11 protein-coding genes and 3 pseudogenes are annotated in these 20423 nt (G+C 57.6%); 7 read left to right on the top strand and 7 right to left on the bottom strand.

Going from position 1 to position 20423, the window contains the following annotated elements; all coding sequences use genetic code 11:
• The first annotated feature begins 39 nt into the window (after positions 1-39).
• Positions 40-576 carry a DUF2285 domain-containing protein gene (locus tag BRAGE_RS49935; protein ID WP_051378547.1) on the top strand — a complete coding sequence of 179 codons (537 nt, stop codon included), beginning with the start codon at positions 40-42 and terminating at the stop codon, positions 574-576.
• Positions 577-818: 242 nt separating this feature from the next.
• Here BRAGE_RS49935 and BRAGE_RS0129925 read toward each other — a convergent pair whose 3' ends face one another.
• Together BRAGE_RS0129925 and BRAGE_RS49930 are read right to left on the bottom strand one after the other, a co-directional pair.
• Positions 819-1727, bottom strand: coding sequence for a LysR family transcriptional regulator (locus BRAGE_RS0129925; protein ID WP_027564547.1), 909 nt, complete (start codon positions 1725-1727; stop codon positions 819-821).
• A 161-nt stretch (positions 1728-1888) separates the two neighbouring features.
• Positions 1889-2170 carry a helix-turn-helix domain-containing protein gene (locus BRAGE_RS49930; RefSeq protein WP_035730210.1) on the bottom strand — a complete coding sequence of 94 codons (282 nt, stop codon included), beginning with the start codon at positions 2168-2170 and terminating at the stop codon, positions 1889-1891.
• On the opposite strand from BRAGE_RS49930, the gene BRAGE_RS55070 reads away from it, so the two are divergent.
• Positions 2169-2426: a hypothetical protein gene (locus tag BRAGE_RS55070; protein WP_141263438.1), complete on the top strand. Its 258-nt coding sequence runs from the start codon at positions 2169-2171 to the stop codon at positions 2424-2426. The two genes, BRAGE_RS49930 and BRAGE_RS55070, sit on opposite strands and share 2 nt — an antisense overlap.
• Positions 2427-2685: 259 nt before the next feature.
• Here the strand turns inward: BRAGE_RS55070 and BRAGE_RS55065 are convergent, their stop codons facing one another.
• A complete protein-coding gene (locus tag BRAGE_RS55065; protein WP_141263436.1) occupies positions 2686-2997 on the bottom strand; it encodes a hypothetical protein in 312 nt (103 codons plus the stop codon).
• Positions 2998-4139: 1142 nt separating this feature from the next.
• Positions 4140-4337: a hypothetical protein gene (locus tag BRAGE_RS55060; RefSeq protein WP_141263434.1), complete on the bottom strand. Its 198-nt coding sequence runs from the start codon at positions 4335-4337 to the stop codon at positions 4140-4142.
• Between the two features lie 2248 nt (positions 4338-6585).
• Here BRAGE_RS55060 and BRAGE_RS49925 point away from each other — a divergent pair.
• Entirely contained in the window at positions 6586-13044 is a 6459-nt protein-coding gene (locus BRAGE_RS49925) for a non-ribosomal peptide synthetase (RefSeq protein WP_051378149.1), read from the top strand.
• Positions 13041-14474: an MATE family efflux transporter gene (locus BRAGE_RS49920; RefSeq protein WP_035730208.1), complete on the top strand. Its 1434-nt coding sequence runs from the start codon at positions 13041-13043 to the stop codon at positions 14472-14474. Before BRAGE_RS49925 ends, BRAGE_RS49920 begins: the two co-directional genes overlap by 4 nt.
• 298 nt (positions 14475-14772) lie before the next feature.
• Here BRAGE_RS49920 and BRAGE_RS55055 read toward each other — a convergent pair.
• From BRAGE_RS55055 to BRAGE_RS57075, 3 genes and pseudogenes are all read right to left on the bottom strand, one after another.
• A pseudogene (locus BRAGE_RS55055) lies at positions 14773-15116 on the bottom strand (IS5/IS1182 family transposase); the annotation flags it as partial.
• Between the two features lie 55 nt (positions 15117-15171).
• A pseudogene (locus BRAGE_RS49915) lies at positions 15172-15898 on the bottom strand (IS3 family transposase); the annotation flags it as partial.
• A gap of 169 nt (positions 15899-16067) precedes the next feature.
• Positions 16068-16313, bottom strand: coding sequence for a hypothetical protein (locus BRAGE_RS57075; RefSeq protein WP_027564544.1), 246 nt, complete (start codon positions 16311-16313; stop codon positions 16068-16070).
• A gap of 252 nt (positions 16314-16565) precedes the next feature.
• On the opposite strand from BRAGE_RS57075, the pseudogene groEL reads away from it, so the two are divergent.
• The 3 genes and pseudogenes from groEL to BRAGE_RS0129875 form a co-directional block, all read left to right on the top strand.
• Positions 16566-16736, top strand: a pseudogene (gene groEL / locus BRAGE_RS55045) (chaperonin GroEL); the annotation flags it as partial.
• A gap of 1512 nt (positions 16737-18248) precedes the next feature.
• A complete protein-coding gene (gene ectB, locus BRAGE_RS0129880; RefSeq protein WP_027564542.1) occupies positions 18249-19493 on the top strand; it encodes a diaminobutyrate--2-oxoglutarate transaminase in 1245 nt (414 codons plus the stop codon).
• 4 nt (positions 19494-19497) lie between these two features.
• Positions 19498-20334, top strand: coding sequence for a 2OG-Fe(II)-dependent halogenase WelO5 family protein (locus BRAGE_RS0129875; RefSeq protein WP_027564541.1), 837 nt, complete (start codon positions 19498-19500; stop codon positions 20332-20334).
• Positions 20335-20423: the final 89 nt, after the last annotated feature.

Below are 20423 nucleotides of genomic sequence, written 5' to 3'. Positions count from 1 at the left end.
AAGACCTTCGACAAGCAAGCAGTCTTCTGGGCACCCGAGGTGCTGCCGACCGTACTTTCTGTACGGGCGGCCAACTGCCTTGCGCCCAAAACCTATCAGCTCGATTTCGACAATTTGCCGGGCAGCGAACTTCGCCGTGCGGCGGATGGTTGGCATGCGGTCGTGCCGCTCGGGGGCACGAAGCATCGCCTCTGGCTAAGAGAGCTTCCGGCAAGCGGATATGGTGTCGTCGTTGATCTGCCGCTCGATGCCAATTTCGAGCTTCGCCTGGGGGCCGCACGTCGATTTTGGCTAGCCCTTGAGCGTCGGGCGCTTGGAATGCCTCCCCTTACTTTGCCTGCTTTGAAGCAGCGTCGGCTAATCCTTGCGCTGCGCGCTGTGGATGGATGGCAGGAAGGAAATAGCTACCGCCAAATCGCGCAGGGCCTGTTTGGAAGCCGTCGTATTGCCGAGCGCGGCTGGAAAACAGACGATTTGCGCAGCCGAACCATCCGGCTTGTTAAGCTGGGGCGGCGCCTCATGCGTCTTCGCTGGCGAGCATTACTCACCAAACGCAGGGGCAGGGATGACAAGTAAAGGGTTGCGGCGCGATAAACGGCCTACCCTCCGTTTGCCTGCCAATTCTTCTGCCATGGCACGATGGCGGCCAGGATAGAATCTTTGCGCTACGATCTCTCATTGTTGGCGTGTTTAATTGCTGCACCAGAGCGGCGCCGCGTAGGCTTTGATAACTGCGCTCGAATAGTCTTCTTAAGTTGGAGCGCCCTAGACTTGAGCATTGATCTCCTGCTGTGCCGAATTGAGGACACCGCTAGACCTCAGGCAGCCTGCGCAGGTGCAACCTTTTTGCAGAGACGAGCCAGCCATCGGCAAAAAGAACGTGCGAGCTCGGGGTGCGCGCTGCGATCTACGGCATAGGCGCGATATTGCATGCCACTTGGAGCGCGGGTGCCAGGGATGATTTGCAAAGCGCCCCCTCGCACGAGGTCACTGACGATGATTTCCGGCGCAACAAGAAGGCATTTCCCTGTCATGACCGCCGGCAAAGCAAGATAATTGTGGTCATACCGCGCCCCTGCTCGTATGTCGCTGGAAGACAGGTTCATGGCCCTCAGCCATGTCGGCAGGATGTCGGGGCGGGATGTGATGTTCAGTATAGGGGTTGAGCGGACAATCGAGAGCTCTTTACCCCCGACGAGATTTGGCGGGCCCACGCACACCAGCTCCTCTTTGTAGATCTCCCAACTGTCGGCGGGTTCGATGACGGAAAGATCCCGTGTAATCAAAATATCGAAATCATCCGAAGATGTCGGCGGCGCCAGCGAGCTGACGATGTCCACGATAACGCCACCCGCTTCAGAAGAGAAAGCCTGCAGATTTGGAATAAGAAGAGAGAACGCAAAGGTCGATAGTGACGTGCGGACCACGATACGATTCGTTCCTACGCCTGCACGGCGTCGCATTCTCTTCGCGGTGAAGCTGACAGTTTCGAGCGGTTCAGACACTGCGTGTGCGAATAGCCTCCCGAATTCGGTCAAATCGCTGCGCCGTCCACGCCGCTCGATGAGATCAGCACCCAGATAATCCCGCAGCACAGCCAAGTACCGGCTGACCGAACTTTGCGTTGTTCCCAAGGTGGTCGCCGCGCGCGTGACGCTGCCTTCGCGGGCGACGGTCACAAATGCGCGGATGGCATTTAAAGGAACTTCATCGTCTTGAGCCGCCATTGTCCCCTCCGGCGCCAAAATGAACATCCATCACATTATTCGATGCCCATAGCCGGATCGCTGCGTATCATGGGTCAGCACCGCATGAAATCCTCTTGGAAGGCGTGATACCTGCGCCGGTACCGTACAAGATTTGCGTCTCAGCTGGTATTTGTCTGGGGCTAAGTCCTTTTGCCGCGTGCCGGCTTCGGCTTGCGACCTTTAGGTAAGGTTGCAGGCGGCGGCGCGCCCTTGGATGGCCGAACAAACAGCTCGGAGACAGCTACGCCGAGGGTCTCGGCAAGGCGATCGAGAAGATCGATTGTCGGGTTCGCTTGTTGGCGCTCAAGTCCGCTCATGTAGGAGCGATCAATTCCCGCATCGTAAGCCAATTGCTCTTGCGGAATACCGCGCTGGACGCGGATCCGGCGCACATTGTAAGCCACAAGCGCACGAGCTCTCATGCGCGAAAGCAGCCATTTCGATGGTCATCAAACCACTGGCTATACCCTACCTAAAAACATCACCAAATTAGAAGGTTTTGGGATCGAATTATCCCATGCGTGCCAGCGCGTCGGCTTTCCTGGACGCCACTGGGAGGGCCCGCACAAGCGCTGGTATGTCGACGGTCTATCAATTCGCGGCGGCGTAGGTTTTGCGGGGGATGACGGCGCTCACCCGAACTGCTGCCTCGGGTTCGATTGCGCTGCCCAACTGTGACGAACAGCCTCAAGGCGAGCAAAGATGGTGGCTGAGGCGATGGTCCTCCATTCAACGAAATGGAATCGTAGCTCCGATCAAATGAGCTGGCGCAAACCATCCCGATCGCAGCGACAGCCGTTCAGCCAAGGTTATAGTGGTCTTTATCCCTGGATCAGCGCAGACAGCGCGTTTCAGCGACCCTGATCTCGTTCATTCCATGAACTCTGAGATTTCGTCTACCGGTCCAACATCTTTGTTGACGTTACGGAGGCCGCCATCAGCCATGATACGGAGTTTTAGGTTCTCTCGTCCGTCCAAGAGGCACGACGGCGAACTCTCTTAGCTGAAGGTCAAGGAACGCACGGCGGTCGGTGATCAAGAATAACGACCAGTTCAAATCAAACGCGGTACGGCAAGTGAAATCCCCTTTGGCAGCAGCCATCGACTGCAAAAGAGTCGCGGCCAAAACAAAATCCCGCAGTGTTGACTTGGAACGGGCAGGGGATAGTGCGAGGGCAAGCGGTGAGACGTCGCGAATTGGATCGGCCACTATCAAGTCAAACAGATGGCCACGCGTATCATTGCCCATGATGTCTGAGCCCGAACGAATTGGGAGTCGGCGCGGTTGAGGCTAGCTGAGAGATTTCGGCTTGGGCGTTGTCCGGACCATTCGAACGCCGCGGGCCGGCATACCCAAGGTCACTCAGCTGAGAGACTTCGATGTTGCCGAGCGGTGCCAAGAACGATGAGGGTGTCAGGAAAGAGTTGTTGCAGAACATGGAGAGCGGCGCAGACGCGACTGGCGCCATGAAAAAATCTGATGCTAGCTCTTGATAGCCGGCATGCTAGCGAGAACTAGCCTGTGGCTTGGCCATCGGGTAGTGAAACGGTCAAAGCGCTGTGCCTGACAGATGCCGCAAGCCTCGGTGGTCAGCCAAAGCTGGCCACCTTTGCTCCCGTGAGGGGCATGCCCCCTCACGGCGCTACCAAGTGGTATTTTTGAGAAGTACCGCAGGGCGCCTAGCTGGACTGGTGGGCAAGCCTTAAAAGACGACGCTGTCCCTAGGGTGCCAGGGACGAAAAAGGTTAACGGCGACGTGACTCGGCGCTCAATCCCTGCAAAGCGCTGTCCCTGCCACGCGCCGCTAACTTTAGTGCCGGCCTTGCCCGATTCTGGATCCAGCCTGACACTGTGCCCCCCTGTAGGGTGCTGCCAAGTTGTAGACTGAGAACGACTCCCAATCACCTACCTGAATTGGTCGGATCGTCCGCTACTTTCTAGGCTGATCCGCTACTTCACGGAGAGATTGGAGATGCCCAGCATACTAAGCCGCTCCGCTGCGTGAAAAGGCTTACACAATGCCGCTCATGTGTTGGCGGGATAAGACGGGAGGCATGGAAGTGATCGCTTGAAAGACCACGCGCGCCGCTAAGTCTAACGTCGTCGATCTCCCTCGGCACAAGCGGAACGGGTGTCCGTGCCTGAAAAAGCATGACAGTGCGGCTCGTTTCTCCGGCACCGGAAGCAGCGCGGGCGCGACTCGGCGCCGGTCGGTTGGGACTGGATCGGGGGCTGTCCCTGCCGCGCCTGCGCTGCAGATTGAGGTTAGCAGGAACGTGACTCGGCGCTGTCCCATTCTGGTAATGGCGCTGTCTCTACCACGCCTCGCTAACCCTAGCGCCTCTGTACTTACGCTACCTTTCCAAAAGCTGACGAACCTGTGCGGCAATTCACAAAAGAACAGCAGCTGTCGTGGCCGATTGCGGACCATCCTCACTGCCGAGGCCGCTGACCGCCCGAACAGCGCGCGCAGCCAAAAATGAAACCGATCGCTCCCAAGGCTGGCAAAGGATCTTCTCTGCGGTATAGGCGTGGCAAGTACAGACTTCCTCGAACCCGGTCATCGCGACCAGGAAATTGGCCTTCATGCGTGTGCGCACAGCATGATAATGCTTTGGTAGCCTGTTCAGTTGAAGGATCGTCTCCAGAGAGTGCGTGGTGCGCGCCAAATTCGCGTTCGCTTGGTCTCAATATTCGTGACGGCCGCAACAGGCCGCGCAACGCGCTGTCGACCGTACCGGACCCGTGTTGTGGGCGGGCCGCTTTGCTGCCCTGGCTATATCGCGTGTCCAATCGGCTAGGTGGTCGGCCGTCGAGTCGTTCAAATGACGAATACACATTCGTTGACCGCATTCCCACAGCGGCAGGAAGTCGCAGTGGATCACCATGTCCAATTAACGGCCAGTCGCGAGGAGCGGTTTCATCAGGCGCAAATAAAGCTCAGGATGGGCCACCGGCCATCGACAAGTCGATTTGATATCACATGGCTCCGGACCCGCGCTGCCCCGTTTTTTCGAGGTGCAGCCAACGCCATCGACTCCGATCGGTTCGAGGCACCAGCATCGGGTCTGCGAACTAACGCGCGCCACCGCGTAACTATCGCATAAGAGTGCTGTCAATTGGCACTACCAGATCTGGGTGTTTGGGGAAGCAGTCCTTGCATCGTAAGGTTACGGACAGGTCGGACACATATGTGTTCCCATCAAGATTCGAGACGCGCAATTCCATGGCAAACATGAACCTCAGCTCCCAATCCTTTGCCGACGCAGGCGCGCGACAGCGGACCGTCACCGACCAAGAACTCACAAAATTTAGAGCACCGGTCCCGAGACATTCGGGTTTCCAGATGAGACCTGTCATGAACCCAATAGCGCGCGTCGCAGCCGCAATAAAGCGCGCTCGGGCACTCTCCGATTGTGACCGGTGCTGCGCAATCTGGTGGCTCTATCGCCTCCATTTCGGTATCGATCGCGACGTGATGTTGGGCCTTGACCCGGTCACGATCGCCCAGGAGAGATCCCGCTGCGGCATTTAGGCCTCGTGACATCGGCCACCTTTCATGCGAGCGCTGGCACTGCCCACCAAACCTGCCACCAGGTTGCGCGTTGGCTAGCGGACAATAAATCTCAGCCTAACGCCAAACGTCGCAAGTCTCCTCCCAGCCCACTAAGGTCGCAATCGCATCTAGTACCGGCGGACTGCCCGGGGGCACACAACGGCGCCTGGAAATACGGTGAGCAGACCGCACAAGCCGAACTAGGGCTCGCCGTTGGCAGCATCAGGAGGCTGAGATTTGTTGCGTGGATGATGCTGCTCATGCAGTCCAGCATCGTTGAATTGACAGGCCCGAATAGCTGAGCGGAGCGCGCCAAAATCGGACCGATTGATTTGTAAAGTCTGCCGATCGGGAGCAGGGACGCGACGTCCGCATTTCACCAGCTGCGGAAAGGAATCTGCCGCGTCCGAGACCGCAAAGGCCGCGGAAACTGGTCGAGTAGCTCATCAAGCAAGTCTGGCAAGCGCATTGGGATGGATTAATCCTCAGGCAGAGGCCTCCCGTGGGTAGGCTGCGTCTCTGTAAGCGAAGTCTACGTGGGCCATACGTCCCTGCGGACGACCAGCCGTTCAACCGTGCGCCGCCCGGGAAATATGCCCTCGGGGCCGATCCACAGCGGTTTGTGCTCGCCCCCGGGGCGCTACGCGATGACACGGCGTCTCACTTTCCAGCTCGCGCTATCTATAGCCATAAATCGTTCTCCGTTGACTGGCGGCCAAATAAGCGGAGCTATTCGATTTAGGTGACGAGGTGATCGGGCGCTTTGTTTGTCGGTGCCAGCACTTGGATGACCTCAAGGCCGAGCTTGGGACTGCTGCTGCGAGCTTCGATATCTCGTTATAATGTTGAGCGCCGCCGGGTCCCTGTTGCGGCGCTCACCGCTTGAACACCATCGGTCCGGCGGTGATTACGGTAAGAAGCCTCTAGTCCGTACAAGCTGCAACGACCGGGTGGCCAACATGCTCGATGGGTTGGTGGTGCCGGCTCAAGTGCCGGGAAATCGGACAATTACGCTCACCACAAGCCGCAACGAGCCTGTGGGCGCGTTGGTTGCGGGTGCCGTGCAGACGATGGCAGGTCCACTACGAGAGTAGGCAGGTGCCAAATTGGACGCGCGGTCCTAGCGTCCTCCTGTCCCTCTGCCGATCATCGAGCCAGAAGCGAACAGCGAGAAGGTCATACGGACAAAACCTTACGACGTGCGGAATCAGGGTGGCTGCGCATGCGCACCTCGATGACGAGCTCCGGCGTTCCGATTTGGGCGACGAAGAAGGCGACGAATGGTGGGGCGCGTGCCTACGGAAAATCAATCCGGCAAGAAGCCATCTGCGGAACGTCAACCGGTTGACGCGGTCACGGCGATCAATCGGCTTGCAGGTTCGGATCCGAAGAGAGTTGCGCTGAGGCACGGCGCAGACGAACTCACATATGAGGCCCTACGATCAAGATCGGATGCCCTTGCAAGGATCTTACGAGAGCAGGGTGCTTGCGGTGCGGTTGTCGGCTATTGGGGAGGGCGGGACCTCGACTGGGCGACGGCGGTCATCGCAATTTTGAAAGCTGGATCAACGTACCTTCCGCTAGATCCATCGCTGCCGACTTCCCGTACATCATTCATGATCGAGCAGAGCCACTGCGCTTTGTTGATGGGCCGAGACCGGCCGGAATCGCTCAGCCTCTTCCAGGAGAGCAGCAAAGCAGCTCCTCAATTCGTAGCTATAGAGGCGGCCCTGCGCCAGGTCCAGACCTCGGCTGTCGGGCCATCGCCGCACGTGGATGGACTTGCCTATATTCTGTTTACGTCTGGCTCGACGGGCCAGCCTAAGGGCGCAATGATCGAGCGCGCCGGCCTAAACAATCATTTGGCGGCAAAGATCGATGCTCTAAGTCTCACTCGGACGGATTGCGTCGCGCAAACGGCATCGCACTGCTTTGATATCTCGCTTTGGCAGCTTCTCTCTGGGCTTTGCGTCGGAGCCTCTACATCAATCATCGATGATGCGACACTGAGATCGCCGTCATCGCTCCTTCAAGCAATTCAACGAAGCGGCGCTACGGTCATCCAATTCGTTCCGTCGATGCTGGCAGTGTTTGTTGAATATCTGCAATCGCTTGCCGCGGCAGAGCGAGCCATGGATGGCTTGCGGATTATTTCTACGGTCGGAGAACCTCTAACGCCTGGATTGGCGCGTGCGTGGCTTGCCTTGTATCCTCGCGTTTCCATTCTCAATCATTACGGGCCGACCGAGTGCACCGACGGCGTGACGCATCATCTGGTTTCCGTGCCGCCTGCGCTGGCTGAGCCTTATGTGCCGATCGGCAGGCCAATTCAAAACGTTGAGGTTTATGTCGCGGACGGACCACGGCTCTGCAATGTAGGAGAAATCGGCGAAATCTGCGTTAGCGGCGTCGGTGTCGCTGCCGGTTACGTCAATGACCATGTCCGCACCAAGGATGCGTTTGGGCCAAACCCGTTCTCAAGCGACCTGTCCTTCCGGCACCTATATCGGACAGGTGATCTTGGCCGCCTCCGTTCCGACGGCCTCTTGGAATGTCTCGGTCGACGGGATCGTCAGGTCAAGATTCGCGGGCACAGAATCGAGCTGGGAGAAATCGAAGCTCGTTTGTCCGCTCATCCCTTGGTGCATGGCGCCGTCGCAGTCGCCTCTGTCTGCGCAGGTGTAAAGCTTACGGCGCGCGATATAGCTGGGGCGGAGGCGCACGCCGAATCGCGGCGGCTGGTTGCGTATGTGTCGGCTTCAGCTGAACTGGCGGAAAGCGATCTTCAGAAATTTCTTGCTGAGGCACTCCCCGGCTACATGCTTCCGGAAAGAATCATTCACGTCAGCGGCATTCCACTGACCAAGAATGGAAAGGTCGACTTTGCAGCATTGCCTGAGCCGGGGAGTGTTCGGCCGGCATTATCAACGCCTTTCGAGGAGCCGCAATCAGACCTCGAAGTCCGGCTACGTCAAATCTGGTCCGGCATTTTGCGTATCGAGAACATAGGTGTGAATGACCAATTCATAAGCCTCGGCGGAGACTCGCTCCGCGCGATGCTTATATTGGGGCAGTTGCAGACCTTGCTCGGCGTGAGAGCGGATTTCAGACTGGTCCTGAATGGCACAATTCGATCTCTTGCCGCTTCGATCGAGACTCGGACTGAGCGCAATCCATGCACGGCTTTGACGGGCCGAAAGCTAAACCGATCACCTCTGACGCACCTCCAGGAGCACCTTTGGTTTCTGGCACAGCTCGATCCATCTGCGCGGAACTACATCATTCAGGGCGGGCTGCGGATTAAGGGAAACATCGATTTGGCTCGGCTCAAACGCGCCTGGACAGAGGTCATTCATTCCCACCAGGCACTTTCGGCGCGCTTCATCGACGAAGACGGTCCGGTTCAATGCTTTGATGCTCCGCCATGCACCAATCTTGAATTGATCGATGTATCTCGTCTGACCTCTTCCGAGACGGAGGAGCTCATCGCAGAGTTTCGGCGAACGGAGCTGAAAGACAATTTCGATCTCGGACAGGGCCACTTGTTTCGCGCGCTCATGGCCCGGCTCGGTCCTGACAACCATCTAATAATGATCACCGCTCACGAAATCATCCTCGATGCCTGGTCGATTTCTGTTCTGCTCAGAGATCTTCAGCAGAGATATTTAGATGCCGCGGCGCCTTGGCCAGAGAACCGTGCGTCACTCTCGGGCTACGCGGCGTGGGAAAAACAACACGTTTCTCCACAGGCGCTGGAGAACCAACGTCACTATTGGCGTCGTCAGATTGGTGATGATCCGCCGGTGCTTTCGCTTGGAAGGGCGCGCCCGCAAACAAATTCATACCGCGGCGGCTCGCATCCAGTGCTGCTTGGCGGCGATCTCTCCAGCCGGGTAAGAGAATTCGCGCGCCAAAATAGCTGCACCACGTCGACGACACTGCTGGCGTGCTTCCAGCTGCTGCTACGAATGTATAGCGGTCAGGACGATATTGTCGTCGGCATGCCACACGCTGTGCGGGATCAACCTGGCAGCGCCGACATCATTGGCTTCTTCCTGAATATGCTGCCGATCCGAGCCGCGGTCGATGTCGGTCAGTCCTTTGCTGCTCATGCCAAGCGCATCCAGAGCCTGGTCAGCGATGCCATTGCACATTCGGCCTATCCATTCGGATGGATGGTCAGGGACACCAGGTTATGTCGCGAATCGGGTCGATCGCCGATCTTCCAAGTCATGTTCAACATGTACTCCGAAGCCGCGGAGCCACTTGGTCAAGACGAGGTGGCTCTGACATTCCGCGAGTACGACACAGGCTATGTCAAGTTCGACTTAACACTGTACGCGCAAGATCACGGCGATGAGATCGCGCTCCAGCTGGCGTATGCGGAAGACATAATCTCAGGTGATTTGGCTGTCCGCATGGCCAACAATCTGCGCTGTCTGATTGCCGCCTGCGTTGATAATCCACTTGTGCCCATTGAGGAACTAAGCTGCCTTAGCGCCTCAGACCTCACTTTACTGCATTCGCTGGATGGGTCGACCCAGCGATACGAATCTGAATGTCCGCTTGTTGAAGCCTTCGAGCAGATCAGCGTCTTTAATCCCGGCAAAGTAGCATATTTTGGCGAGTTCGGAGAGGTCACGTTTGGCCAGCTGCGTGAGCGCGTGGCAGCTATCCGCTCGGTACTGCAGAATATGAAGGTGGGGGCCGGCGATCTGGTCGCTATGCTTGTTGACCGGTCGCCGGATGTTGCCACTGTCATGCTTGCCGCGCGAGGCTTGGATGCTGTTGTTGTGCCGATAGCGCCGGATTATCCGCGTGATCGGATCCAACATATCCTGGGAGATAGTCAGGCAAAGCTCTTGGTTCACGCGAATATCACGGAGCGTAGCTTTGAGATACCTTCTTGTCTGTTGGCCATAGAAACGTGCAGAGTGTCAGGGGATGATTTCGCGCCTAGCGACACAGCGTCAGATCACCGAATTGCGAACCTCATATACACGTCCTCCTCCACAGGCCGGGCGAAGGGGGTTCTTATACCGGAAGCGGCCATTCTCAACCGGCTGAACTGGATGTGGCGGTGCTTTCCCTTCGATGGCACCGACGTCATGGTTGTCCAGAAGTCCGCCTGCCTTGTTGCGTTCGCTTGGGAGTATTTTGGTGGACTTCTGAGAGGTGTGCCCACGCTGATCCTCACCCAAGAGCAGGTGCTAGATCCGGATCTGTTGTTGTGCAGTTTGGCAAAACATCGCGTGACACGCTTTTTTGCCTCTCCGCCACTTCTGTCCGGTCTCATCGGATCCCAGGAACGGCAACCGCAAAGGACCGCCTTGAGACTGGTCACAAGCAGCGCCGAACCGATGCCGTCCTCGCTGCCCGCTCGCTGGCGTGAGGCTTTTCCGGGCGTGCCGTTGTGGAACTTCTATGGTGCGACGGAATGTGCGTCAAATGCAGCCGTGCACGAAACATCAGCTACGGATGACAACTCGGCGCTTGTCCCAGTGGGGCGACCAATCGACAACGTGAAACTCTACGTACTCGATTCACGATTGAAGAGAGTGCCTGTTGGAGCCCCTGGCGAACTGTGCATCGCAGGCCGCTGTCTAAGCGCTGGGTATTGGCAGGACCAAGATCGGACTGACCGCCGTTTCTTGCCGAACCCGTATGATAGCGGACAATACAACGTGCTTTATCGAAGTGGGGACATCGCACGCATCTCAACCAGCGGCCTTCTTGAGATTTGCGGCCGATCGGATAACCAGATCAAGGTGAGGGGCTTCCGCATCGAGCCGGAGGAGGTCGAAGAGGCCCTTGAGTCGCATCCGGCAATCGCAAAGGCCGCGGTCTTCGCAGAAGGCATCGATGACGATCGCCGCTTGACGGCGAGCGTGGTGCCCGCTCGCAAAAGTCTCAGCTCTGGAGAGATTCTCGCCCACCTGCGCAACAGGTTGCCATCTGCCATGGTTCCTGCAGCCTTCAGGTTGGTTGACAGTGTTCCCCTGACGACGAGCGGAAAGATCGACCGTACTCGCCTATCCTCCGTTCCTTACCGCGAGATAGAAACCAGTCCATCTGCTGAGCCCCGCACCAGGAACGAGCGAGTTCTTGCTCGGATCTGGGAGGATCTATTAGGCGCCAAGGGGGTGGGAATCGACAGCAGTTTCTTTGATATCGGCGGCGATTCTCTTCTGAGCGTGCGTTGCGTCACGCTGGCGTGCAAAGCCGGGCTGGATCTCACCGTCAACCAACTTTATCGAACGCCGACCATCAGGGAGTTGGCGGCCGGGGAAGCGGAGGCGGTACCCGCCGCTTCCGCGGATAGCTTGCTGCCTGTGCCCCCCATAATATCGTTTTGGAATTCTCTTCTTGGTTTTGACGAGCATTTTAACATCGGCGATCTGTTCTTCTTGCGCGGCGGCATCCTGAACATCAAGATCCTGGACCGCGCTCTCGTCCATGTCATCGAGAGGCACGAAGGGCTCAGGCTCCGCGTTGCCCGAACCCAAGATGGACTACGGCTGGGAATCGGGCCTGGTCCGACTGAGCGCATCGTGGAGGAGATCGATCTTGTCCGGATGACCGGCCCAGACCAACGCAGGACAATCGAGATCGTCTCGGCAAAACGTCAACACATGTTCCGGTTTGACGGTCACACGCCTCTTGTTCACGTCGCGGCCTTCCGTACTTCGGAAAGCGGCGATTACTATCTGCTGGTGCTGGTGCATCATTTCGTAGCGGATGGGATGGGCTATCGGCTATTCCTGGAAGCATTGGAGGACGCATACAACGCTCTTGCTGCAGGCCATGATGTGAATGGCCCCGGGACCGTACAAAGGCTCTCTTCCTGGTTGGAGCGCCTCGAGCATTACGCGGACAGAGAAGCACCAGACGAACTCAAGTACTGGGAGGATATTGACTACGATCAATTCAACCTGCGCCTCAGCGACGCGTCATCGCGCGGCACGAGTGTTGCCGAAGGAAGCGCGAGAGAGCTTCACGATGCAAGTCTCGGAGGTCGTCGGGAGGATGCGAACGGCCGTTCGCGGGTAGATCGGGCCAAGTACCATCTTGAGATCGACGGGGAAGCGACAGCGGGTCTCCTTAGTATTGGAGCCAGATCAGCGCATTGTCAGGACTTTGATGTGTTTCTTGCTGCCCTATCCGGTGCGTGTGGAGCCCTGTTCGGCAACTATTCGCTCTGGATTGACAGCCTGACCTCGACACGAGGTCGGTTGTTTGACGATTTCGATCCATCTCAGATCATTGGCCTTATCAGCGAGCTCGTTCCGCTTCCATTGAAGGTCACAGGAAGGGAGTCGCGTTCCGACCGTGCTCGCTTGATATACCGGCAGCGCAATGCGCAGCCGCGTGGGGGAATAGGCTTTCGGGCTCTGAAATTCCTAAACCGAGATCCAGCCTTGCGGTGTCGGCTCGATCGCCTGCCATTTCCCAGAATTGGGGTGAATTATCGCGCCGGTTTGCAGCGCCATTTCGCGCGCCGTTTTCTAGACACAGACCCTTATCCACTTTGGATCGGCGAACACATGCATCAAGCAGCGGCGGTCCATCTCTTCTGGTTCGAGGTCGGATATCAATCGGGCCAGCTACAGATTTACGCAACGTATGATCCGAGCATGGTCGATTATGAGGTGACCCGGCATCTTTGCACGGTCTTGCAAGAGGAGCTGTTGCGGACGATCAGCGAAATTCGGAAGCTCTCGGGACACCTTCATCCATGAATGAGCCCGATGCGGAATTCGCCGCCGAGGCCGATCACGATGTGATGCCGAACAGAAACGCGCGCATCGATCTATCAGACCCCCGTCTGTTCAGACTTATCCTGCAGCTCGCCATTCCGTCTGTTGTTGGCCTGTCGATCAATGCCTTGCAGCAGGTTGTCAACGCAATCTTTGTTGGCACACTCGGCGCGCCGGCGATCGCAGCTGTCAGCATGACCTTGCCGATCGTGGTCCTGCTCGCGGCGGCCGGACAGGGGATAGGTGTTGGAGCAGCGTCGTTCATATCTCGTCATCTTGGTGCTGGTGAGTACCTGGAGGCGAGTCGAGGCGCCAGTACCGCTCTCGCGCTCGCCGCGCCAATCGGCATCGCGGTCACAGTCGTTCTGTTTCTAAACATGCGAGAAATCTTCCTAGCGCTCGGTGCAACTCCAACCATCATGCCCCTGGCGCTCGACTATGCGACGACGCTTTTGTTCGGATGCACCCTGATGCTTCTGAATATCGTCAACGGCTTCATCGTCCGAGCCGAAGGCAACACACGATTCAGCATGTGGACGATGATGACTGCCTTCATCCTGAACGCTGGCCTTGATCCAGTGCTCATAACCGTGCTGGACCTCGGTGTGCGAGGCGCCGCTCTCGCAACGCTTGCGTCTCAGACTACGGCTATTAGCCTCTATATCGCGTATTTTATCATGCGACGCGGAATGGTCGTCGTCAGGATGTCTCACATCTCGTTGCGAGCAGATCGCATCAGACAGATCGCACTCGTGGGGGCGCCAGCGACCGTGACCAGCATCTTATCTGCTATTACTGTTGTGCTCTTGTACGGAGCAGCTGCCCCCTTCGGCGAAGAGTCCATCGCGGCCGTGGGAATAGCCGTGCGGCTCTTAACGATTGGCGCACTGCTTATCAGCGGTTTCTGTATGGGTTCTCAAGCTATCCTGGGTTTTGGCTGGGGCGCAAGCGATTTTTCTCGTGTACTCAGGGCTGCAAAAGTCCTGCTCTCCATAACTGTCGCTCTTTCGGTTACATATTCCGCGGCCATTGTGATTTTTGCCGGACCTTTGGTCAGGCTGTTCAGCGATAGCGATAGCGTCAGGGAAATTGCGGTTTCTGCCTGCACCGTCTTCCATCTGTTTTTTGGACTGTACGGTATTGAGAGTGTCGCCACGGCGATGCTTCAATCGCTCGGGAGAGCGCGTCTCAGCGCGGTTGTGTGTTTCGCAAGGCATTATCTCTTCATTCCGGCTGTACTATTATTCCCTGCCATCTCTGGCTTCAGCGGAGTGTTGGCCAGCCAAGCTATCGCGGAGCTAGGCGCCGGAATGATTGCACTGTTTATCGTGCGCCGTCAGTTCGTTGAGCTCGCGCGATGCGGCCGACACATTCGGTCAGGAGGAATGGAGAGTGCATCTTGGCCTGATTAGACATGTTCGGAGCCAGCCTTAGACCGGTGAGTATTGGCTCCAGGGGGATGACGAGTGTGATGTGCGAGACTGAGGCGCCATATGACATCCATTGTCGCCGGCACTCGTGATTAAAGAAAAAGCGAGTGTCGCGCGGGCCGGAAGAGAACGCTGGCCGAGAGTTTCGGGCCCGTCAAGACTGAGGCGCGCTTGACTGGGCGAGACCAACGTCAAGACTACCGAGTGGTGCAAGTAGCCGCTGCAGGCTTCCGCATCGCTGCGTGATGGAGCTACTTGGTGCTCCGTTAAGAAGGCTGATGAGCGGGGTGGGAGGGCGGAACGTGCGCGATAGCTTGACCAGGATGAGGCACAAGAGTTCTCTGAGCCATGAGGATGTAACAGAAGTTGTGGCCGACGGCCGAGCGGATGACGTTAGCCGCATCGCCGGCCGCGGCCTCTGAGCTAGCAGCGGCCGCAGTGACCATCGGCCTTCAGGTGTCCGATGGTCGGTTCGATGCGGAGCGGCGGCGCAGCTCGCGCTTGATGACACGGAAGGCGCCGCGCTTCTGGGCCGCGATGAAGACGTGCTGGGGATTTGTGCTGGCTACGGCATCCCTTATCGAAATCGGCCCGCTCGCTCGCGCAGCCGGTGAGTGTTGAGGTGCTCCCGGTTGTCTGAACAGCAAGTCCGCATCGATAAGTGGAGCTTCCGCCAAAATTAAGCTGCCGCGCGGAACGGCAGCGGGTTGAAGTAAGCTTGATCCGGGGGTGCCGCCGTCAAGGCTCGAGTGACGCCGGCCATTGTAAAAGTCGAGGTATCGGCCGATCGAGACGCGGGCGTCGGACACGGTGTCGTAGGCGCGCAGATAGACCTCCTCATATTTGACGCTGCGCCACAGCCGCTCGACGAACACGTTGTCGCGCCAGGCGCCCCGGCCGTCCATGCTGATGGCGATGCGGTGACTGGCGAGCACGCCGGTGAACGCCGCGCCGGTGAACTGCGAGCCCTGGTCGGTGTTGAAGATGTCCGGCTTGCCGTGGCGAGCGAGAGCATCCTCCAGCGTCTCGACGCAGAATGCGGCTTCCATCGTGATCGAGACGCGCCACGACAGCACCCGACGGGTCGCTCAGTCGAGGACAACAGCCAGGTACACGAAGCCCCGCGCCATCGGGATGTAGATGATGTCCATCGCCCAGACCTGGTTCGGGCGCGTGATCTCCATGCCGCGCAGCAGATATGGATAGATCTTGTGTCCAGGCTCGGGCTTGGTGGTGGGCGGCCGGCGGTAGAGCGCCTCTATCCCCAACCGCCGCATGAGCGTTTTGACATGCCGGCGGCCGATCTTGCTCCCCTCGGCAGCCAGCAGGTCTCGCAACATTCGCGAACCGGCGAAAGGAAACTCCAGATGCAGCCGGTCGAGCCGTTGCATGATTGCGAGATCGGCGTGCGGCAGCTTGGCATCAGTCTGGAAGGTCATCGCCTTCGGTTGCACGGTGGTGTCGACCGTGACCCGCTTTAGATCTGGCTGCGTAACGCGCCGGCCTCGTGCGCCACCCGCAAGCTCCTGGCCAGTAACAGTTCCAGCTTGTCGCCAAGCCGCTTGCGCCAGTGGCTCAGGTCCGAGCGCTCGTGCGGGAATTTAGAGCTCTTCGCCTGTGAAGTACTGGAAATACGGGCGTGGACCCAGCGATCGCACACCCCTCGTCCGACAGCCCGTAAATGTCCTCTAGCAGCAACAACCCGATCATGAAGCGGCTTGCGATCCCGGGCCAACCATTTTCGGTGTAGAGCGGCGCGATCTCGCCGTCGATCCAGTCCCAATCGACCTTGTCGGCGAGCTGAACCAGCTCGTGCTTCATATTGATTGACCACCGAGCCGAACCACGCTGGCCGCACCAATCTGGTCCAGCCTGGCCCGAAACAGACCGCCGGGTCCCGTCGTCCTGTGCTTCTTCCGTCGCATCGCGACCTCCGATGCGACGATCGAATCACGGTTGCCGATTCGACGGAATCTTGAGGGCTCCCTGAGGTCGCCGGGCCAAGGCCAACTGCGCGCTGCGTCGCGGGTGGCGACCTCACAGAAGCCGGATTGAACGAAGCCGTTAGCCCCGCACCCGATAGACCTCAAGCGGGGCATCGAGCTTGCTATCGAGGCCGTTGTTGCAGACCTCCAGAATAACACCTCGAACGACGAGATCGCCCAGGTCGCCACCATCTCCGCCAACGGTGACGCGGAGATCGGCAAGTTCGTCGCCGACGCCATGAAGAAGGTCCGCAACGAGGATGGCGACACTCGCAGGCCCTTCTCCGAACCCAGATGTAAGGAACGCGACAGTTGGAGTTTTGCGAGCGGCCCAGATCCGCTCGTCCTCACATGAACCACAGCGTTGACCTTTGGACATTGGTTGCGAACCCGACATTGTGGGTACGACGTATTGCTGTTGAAGATGAGCGGCAGGGGAGGCTTTGCGCGATAACCTGTTGGACCCCTCCTCGAAAAGATCGTCCGGACCTCGGCGAAACATATCGGGCCGCCAGGCCTGACATTCGTGCCGACAAGGTGCGGTGCGGCTCACCATTGCGATCGCCGGCCTTGTCAAGAGGAAAAACTCGATGCTTATGCGGCTGAACACAGCAGGCTCCTCGAACCCATCGAAACCGCGGCATTGATACGCACATACTCGAAGCCTTTATCCGCACTGATCATCGAAAGCGGCCGGAACGGGTGCGAAGTGGCCAACGTCGAGCGGATCTGACCAGCGACAACACTCTCGAGCCAAAGTTTTTCGACTTGTTGCTCCTGCCCGCGGACGAGTAGCCGTCCTCTGAGACCCCGCGCGATTCATCTCGGCCTCAATCTCGGCGACAGAGATCATGTGCAGCTTCGCGACCGGCGGTAACTCGTTAGACTCTCTCCTTCGCTACGGCATTACAGCAGCGACGAGCTTTAACTGCCACGGTTCGCTCATTGGTACAGTGAGCGGATGTGCCGCCGACGTCCTCGACCGAAGCCAGCATAGGCCAGATTGTTGCTCGGAGGAATGGGAAGCTGATCGTATTGGAACAACCGAGAGCGTTGGTAATTGGCGTCAGGCCAGCTCGTCGGACGAGTCCGGTTACGCGCCGAAAAGCGTGCGAAGTGATCCCGCCACAGCTCAGAAACGCTCCGCCGCTGTCGCTAGCAGCGACCTGGCGACGCCCCTTCGTCGCATCACCCGTCATCATGTCACGAAATACTGCCGCAATCCGATTGCCAACAGTGGCTACTACGGGCAGCTTGAAAACTTTGTGGAGCCGTCGGTTCAGGAGTTCGAGAGTCGTTGCAGTCGCCAAGGTGATCTGACCGGGGCAGGCCGGCAGAGGGCAAGGTGCGACAACACCCGATGAACCATGGGAAGAAATCCCGAAACGAGTGAAGCAGCTGCCGCCCATGCGCTAAAACGTAGACTTGATTTAGCTCCTCGTTCCGCGGATCTCATCGAGCCCAGCGGCCATGTGCCGCGCGCAAAGGCCGGAGATATGACGGCACCGTCCTAATGTGTGAAATCGGCTGAAGAAGCTCTTGCCACGCCGGCCGTTCCACATATTGGGGGGCAAGGTCAGTGCCTCTGCAACAAAAACTATCCGCCTTGGTAGGTTCGTTGTTCGCACATTTTTAGATAAAGAATCGCCAGGAGCTGAATCGAACTGGAATGCATCGTGATGACCCAGTCGCTACAGTCTGGACATTTGTCGCAAACTGAACGTGTTCAGTCCATTTCGCTCAATGAAATGCGTGCACACGGATCCGCAAGATGAATATCGACGTTTTCTCTGCTCATGAATCTAATGTTCGTCGCTATGGGCGGTCGTTTCCCACCGTCTTTACGAGGGCGCTTGGGGCGACGATTTGGGACGAGGGCGGCAAGAGCTATATTGATTTCCTTGTGGGGTCAGGCGCACTTAACTACGGGCACAACAATCCCAATATCCTTGCACCGGCAATTGATTATCTCGCGGGCGGGAACATTCTTTTGTCGCTTGATATGCACACAACGGCGAAACGTGAATTTATCGAGGTGTTTGTTGATACGATCCTGAAGCCGAGGGGTCTTTCGTATAAAATGCAATTTCCTGGACCGACTGGAACAAACGCTAACGAAGCGGCGCTTGCGCTGGCCCGAAAATATACCGGGCGTTCCAGCGTCATGGCCTTTACAAATGCGTTCCACGGAATGTCACTCGGCTCCCTGGCCGTGTCAGGTTCAGCCTCTACCAGGGAGCTCGGCGGCGTGGCTCGCCACGACGTGATCCGCGTCCCCTACGACGGCTATGCAAACGGAGCTTTCGATTCAGCGAGTTACATCGATTACGTCCTGGGCGACCTCGGGAGTGGCATAGAAAAACCCGCGGCAATAATTCTGGAGACCATCCAGGCGGAAGGCGGCATGAACACTGCATCCGCACGTTGGCTCACGGATATTCAGCGCATCTGCCGGGACCACGGCATTGTTTTCATCGTCGACGATATTCAAGCAGGAGCAGGCCGAACAGGTGATTTCTTCTCGTTCGAATTCGCAAAAATCGAACCTGACATCGTCTGTCTTTCAAAGTCACTAAGCGGTTCAGGTAATCCGCTCTCCATGGTTTTGATTCGCCCCGACATAGACATATGGAAACCCGGAGAACATAGCGGCACCTTCAGAGGCAACAATCTTGCTTTCGTGACTGCGGGCGCCATGTGCAAAATGTGGTCAGACACCAAATTTACTCCTGGCGTCGAGCGGACAGCTGTCAAACTGCAACGACACCTTGATGATCTCGTTGCGAAATTCCCGAATTGCATTGAAGAAAAGCGAGGTCGCGGCCTGATGGCGGGCCTCAAGTGTCGCTCACACGCGATTGTCAACCGCGCACACGATATCGCTTTCGCAAACGGACTGCTGATCGAATCTTCCGGACCAAACCGAGACGTCATCAAAGTCCTCCCGCCGATAACAATCACGGATGACGAGCTCGACCGTGGCATCGCGATCCTCGAGCAGGCAATACAGGAGTAAGGCAATGGCAACTGCCCAGCTGTCTCAAGTACCAGCGATCTCGCTTCTCACGACCAAGGAACGAACCGGCTCCATTAAACTTGGCGAGATAATCTCAGTCCTAAAGGGTGAGATCACCGGTCTGCACATCAAACAGGCATTCAGTCCCGAGCTGGCCGAGGAAATTACGACGAACTTTAATCGAAACCCCGGTCTCGAGGAGCGTAAAGATGGCGTTCCCGGCCGATATGTCGGCGCATCGCACTACCGGAGGAATGCAGCCACCTATTTTGCCGAGGCGGAAAGTGCGCGTCCTTTCGTGGAAGCCCTTTTTGCGGATCTGGTAGATCCGGTCCGCGCGTTATTCGATGCGCTGAAACGCGAGCTTCACAAACAGGGAGTTGAGTTGCGGCTGGCTCGTTCGGAGCACGGTCAAGCTAATCTTTGTCGTGCCATCTGCTGGTCTGGCGCAGGGATGTATTCCTTAGAGCCCCACGACGACGTCGCCCAAGTTCTATGTGCTGGTAGCGAGATTCGGCCGGTGGCGAACAAAACGGTTGTAGCGCTAAACTTCTACCCCAGCATGCCCGATGAAGGTGGCAATCTGCGCATCTGGAGCCACAAACCGATAGAGAGTGACCGAAAATCGCAAGGCCTGGAGACTACAGGCTATCCCTTTTCGACAGCTTATCTTGAGGACCTTCCTTATCACGATTTTCAGCTCAAAGCAGGAGATATCGCGCTCATCGATGGCGGCTACGTTCATGGGGTGACCCGACAATCAGGCAATGGGAAGCCTCGCCTTCTGCTGAACTGTTTTTTTGGGTTTGCGAGCCCAGATGTGGTTCTCTGGTGGACCTGAAGGCGGGCTCGCAAGAACGGACGGCTCTGCCGGCAGTCATGCTGTCTAACATTGTGGTGACGAGGGTGGACTGCACCCCTGAATTGAGA

The sequence above is a fragment of the Bradyrhizobium genosp. SA-4 str. CB756 genome (genome assembly GCF_000473125.1).
Taxonomy (GTDB): domain Bacteria; phylum Pseudomonadota; class Alphaproteobacteria; order Rhizobiales; family Xanthobacteraceae; genus Bradyrhizobium; species Bradyrhizobium arachidis.
This window is presented reverse-complemented; position numbering and strand designations above follow the sequence as displayed.

Bases quoted from the DNA above. Each gene is read 5' to 3' on its own strand.
- BRAGE_RS0129925 (WP_027564547.1), bottom strand. From the start codon at position 1,727: ATGGCGGCTCAAGACGATGAAGTTCCTTTAAATGCCATCCGCGCATTT.
- BRAGE_RS55070 (WP_141263438.1), top strand. From the start codon at position 2,169: ATGCGCGAAAGCAGCCATTTCGATGGTCATCAAACCACTGGCTATACC.
- BRAGE_RS49930 (WP_035730210.1), bottom strand. From the start codon at position 2,170: ATGAGAGCTCGTGCGCTTGTGGCTTACAATGTGCGCCGGATCCGCGTC.
- BRAGE_RS55065 (WP_141263436.1), bottom strand. From the start codon at position 2,997: ATGGGCAATGATACGCGTGGCCATCTGTTTGACTTGATAGTGGCCGAT.
- BRAGE_RS55060 (WP_141263434.1), bottom strand. From the start codon at position 4,337: ATGAAGGCCAATTTCCTGGTCGCGATGACCGGGTTCGAGGAAGTCTGT.
- BRAGE_RS49925 (WP_051378149.1), top strand. From the start codon at position 6,586: ATGGTGGGGCGCGTGCCTACGGAAAATCAATCCGGCAAGAAGCCATCT.
- BRAGE_RS49920 (WP_035730208.1), top strand. From the start codon at position 13,041: ATGAATGAGCCCGATGCGGAATTCGCCGCCGAGGCCGATCACGATGTG.
- BRAGE_RS57075 (WP_027564544.1), bottom strand. From the start codon at position 16,313: ATGAAGCACGAGCTGGTTCAGCTCGCCGACAAGGTCGATTGGGACTGG.
- ectB (WP_027564542.1), top strand. From the start codon at position 18,249: ATGAATATCGACGTTTTCTCTGCTCATGAATCTAATGTTCGTCGCTAT.
- BRAGE_RS0129875 (WP_027564541.1), top strand. From the start codon at position 19,498: ATGGCAACTGCCCAGCTGTCTCAAGTACCAGCGATCTCGCTTCTCACG.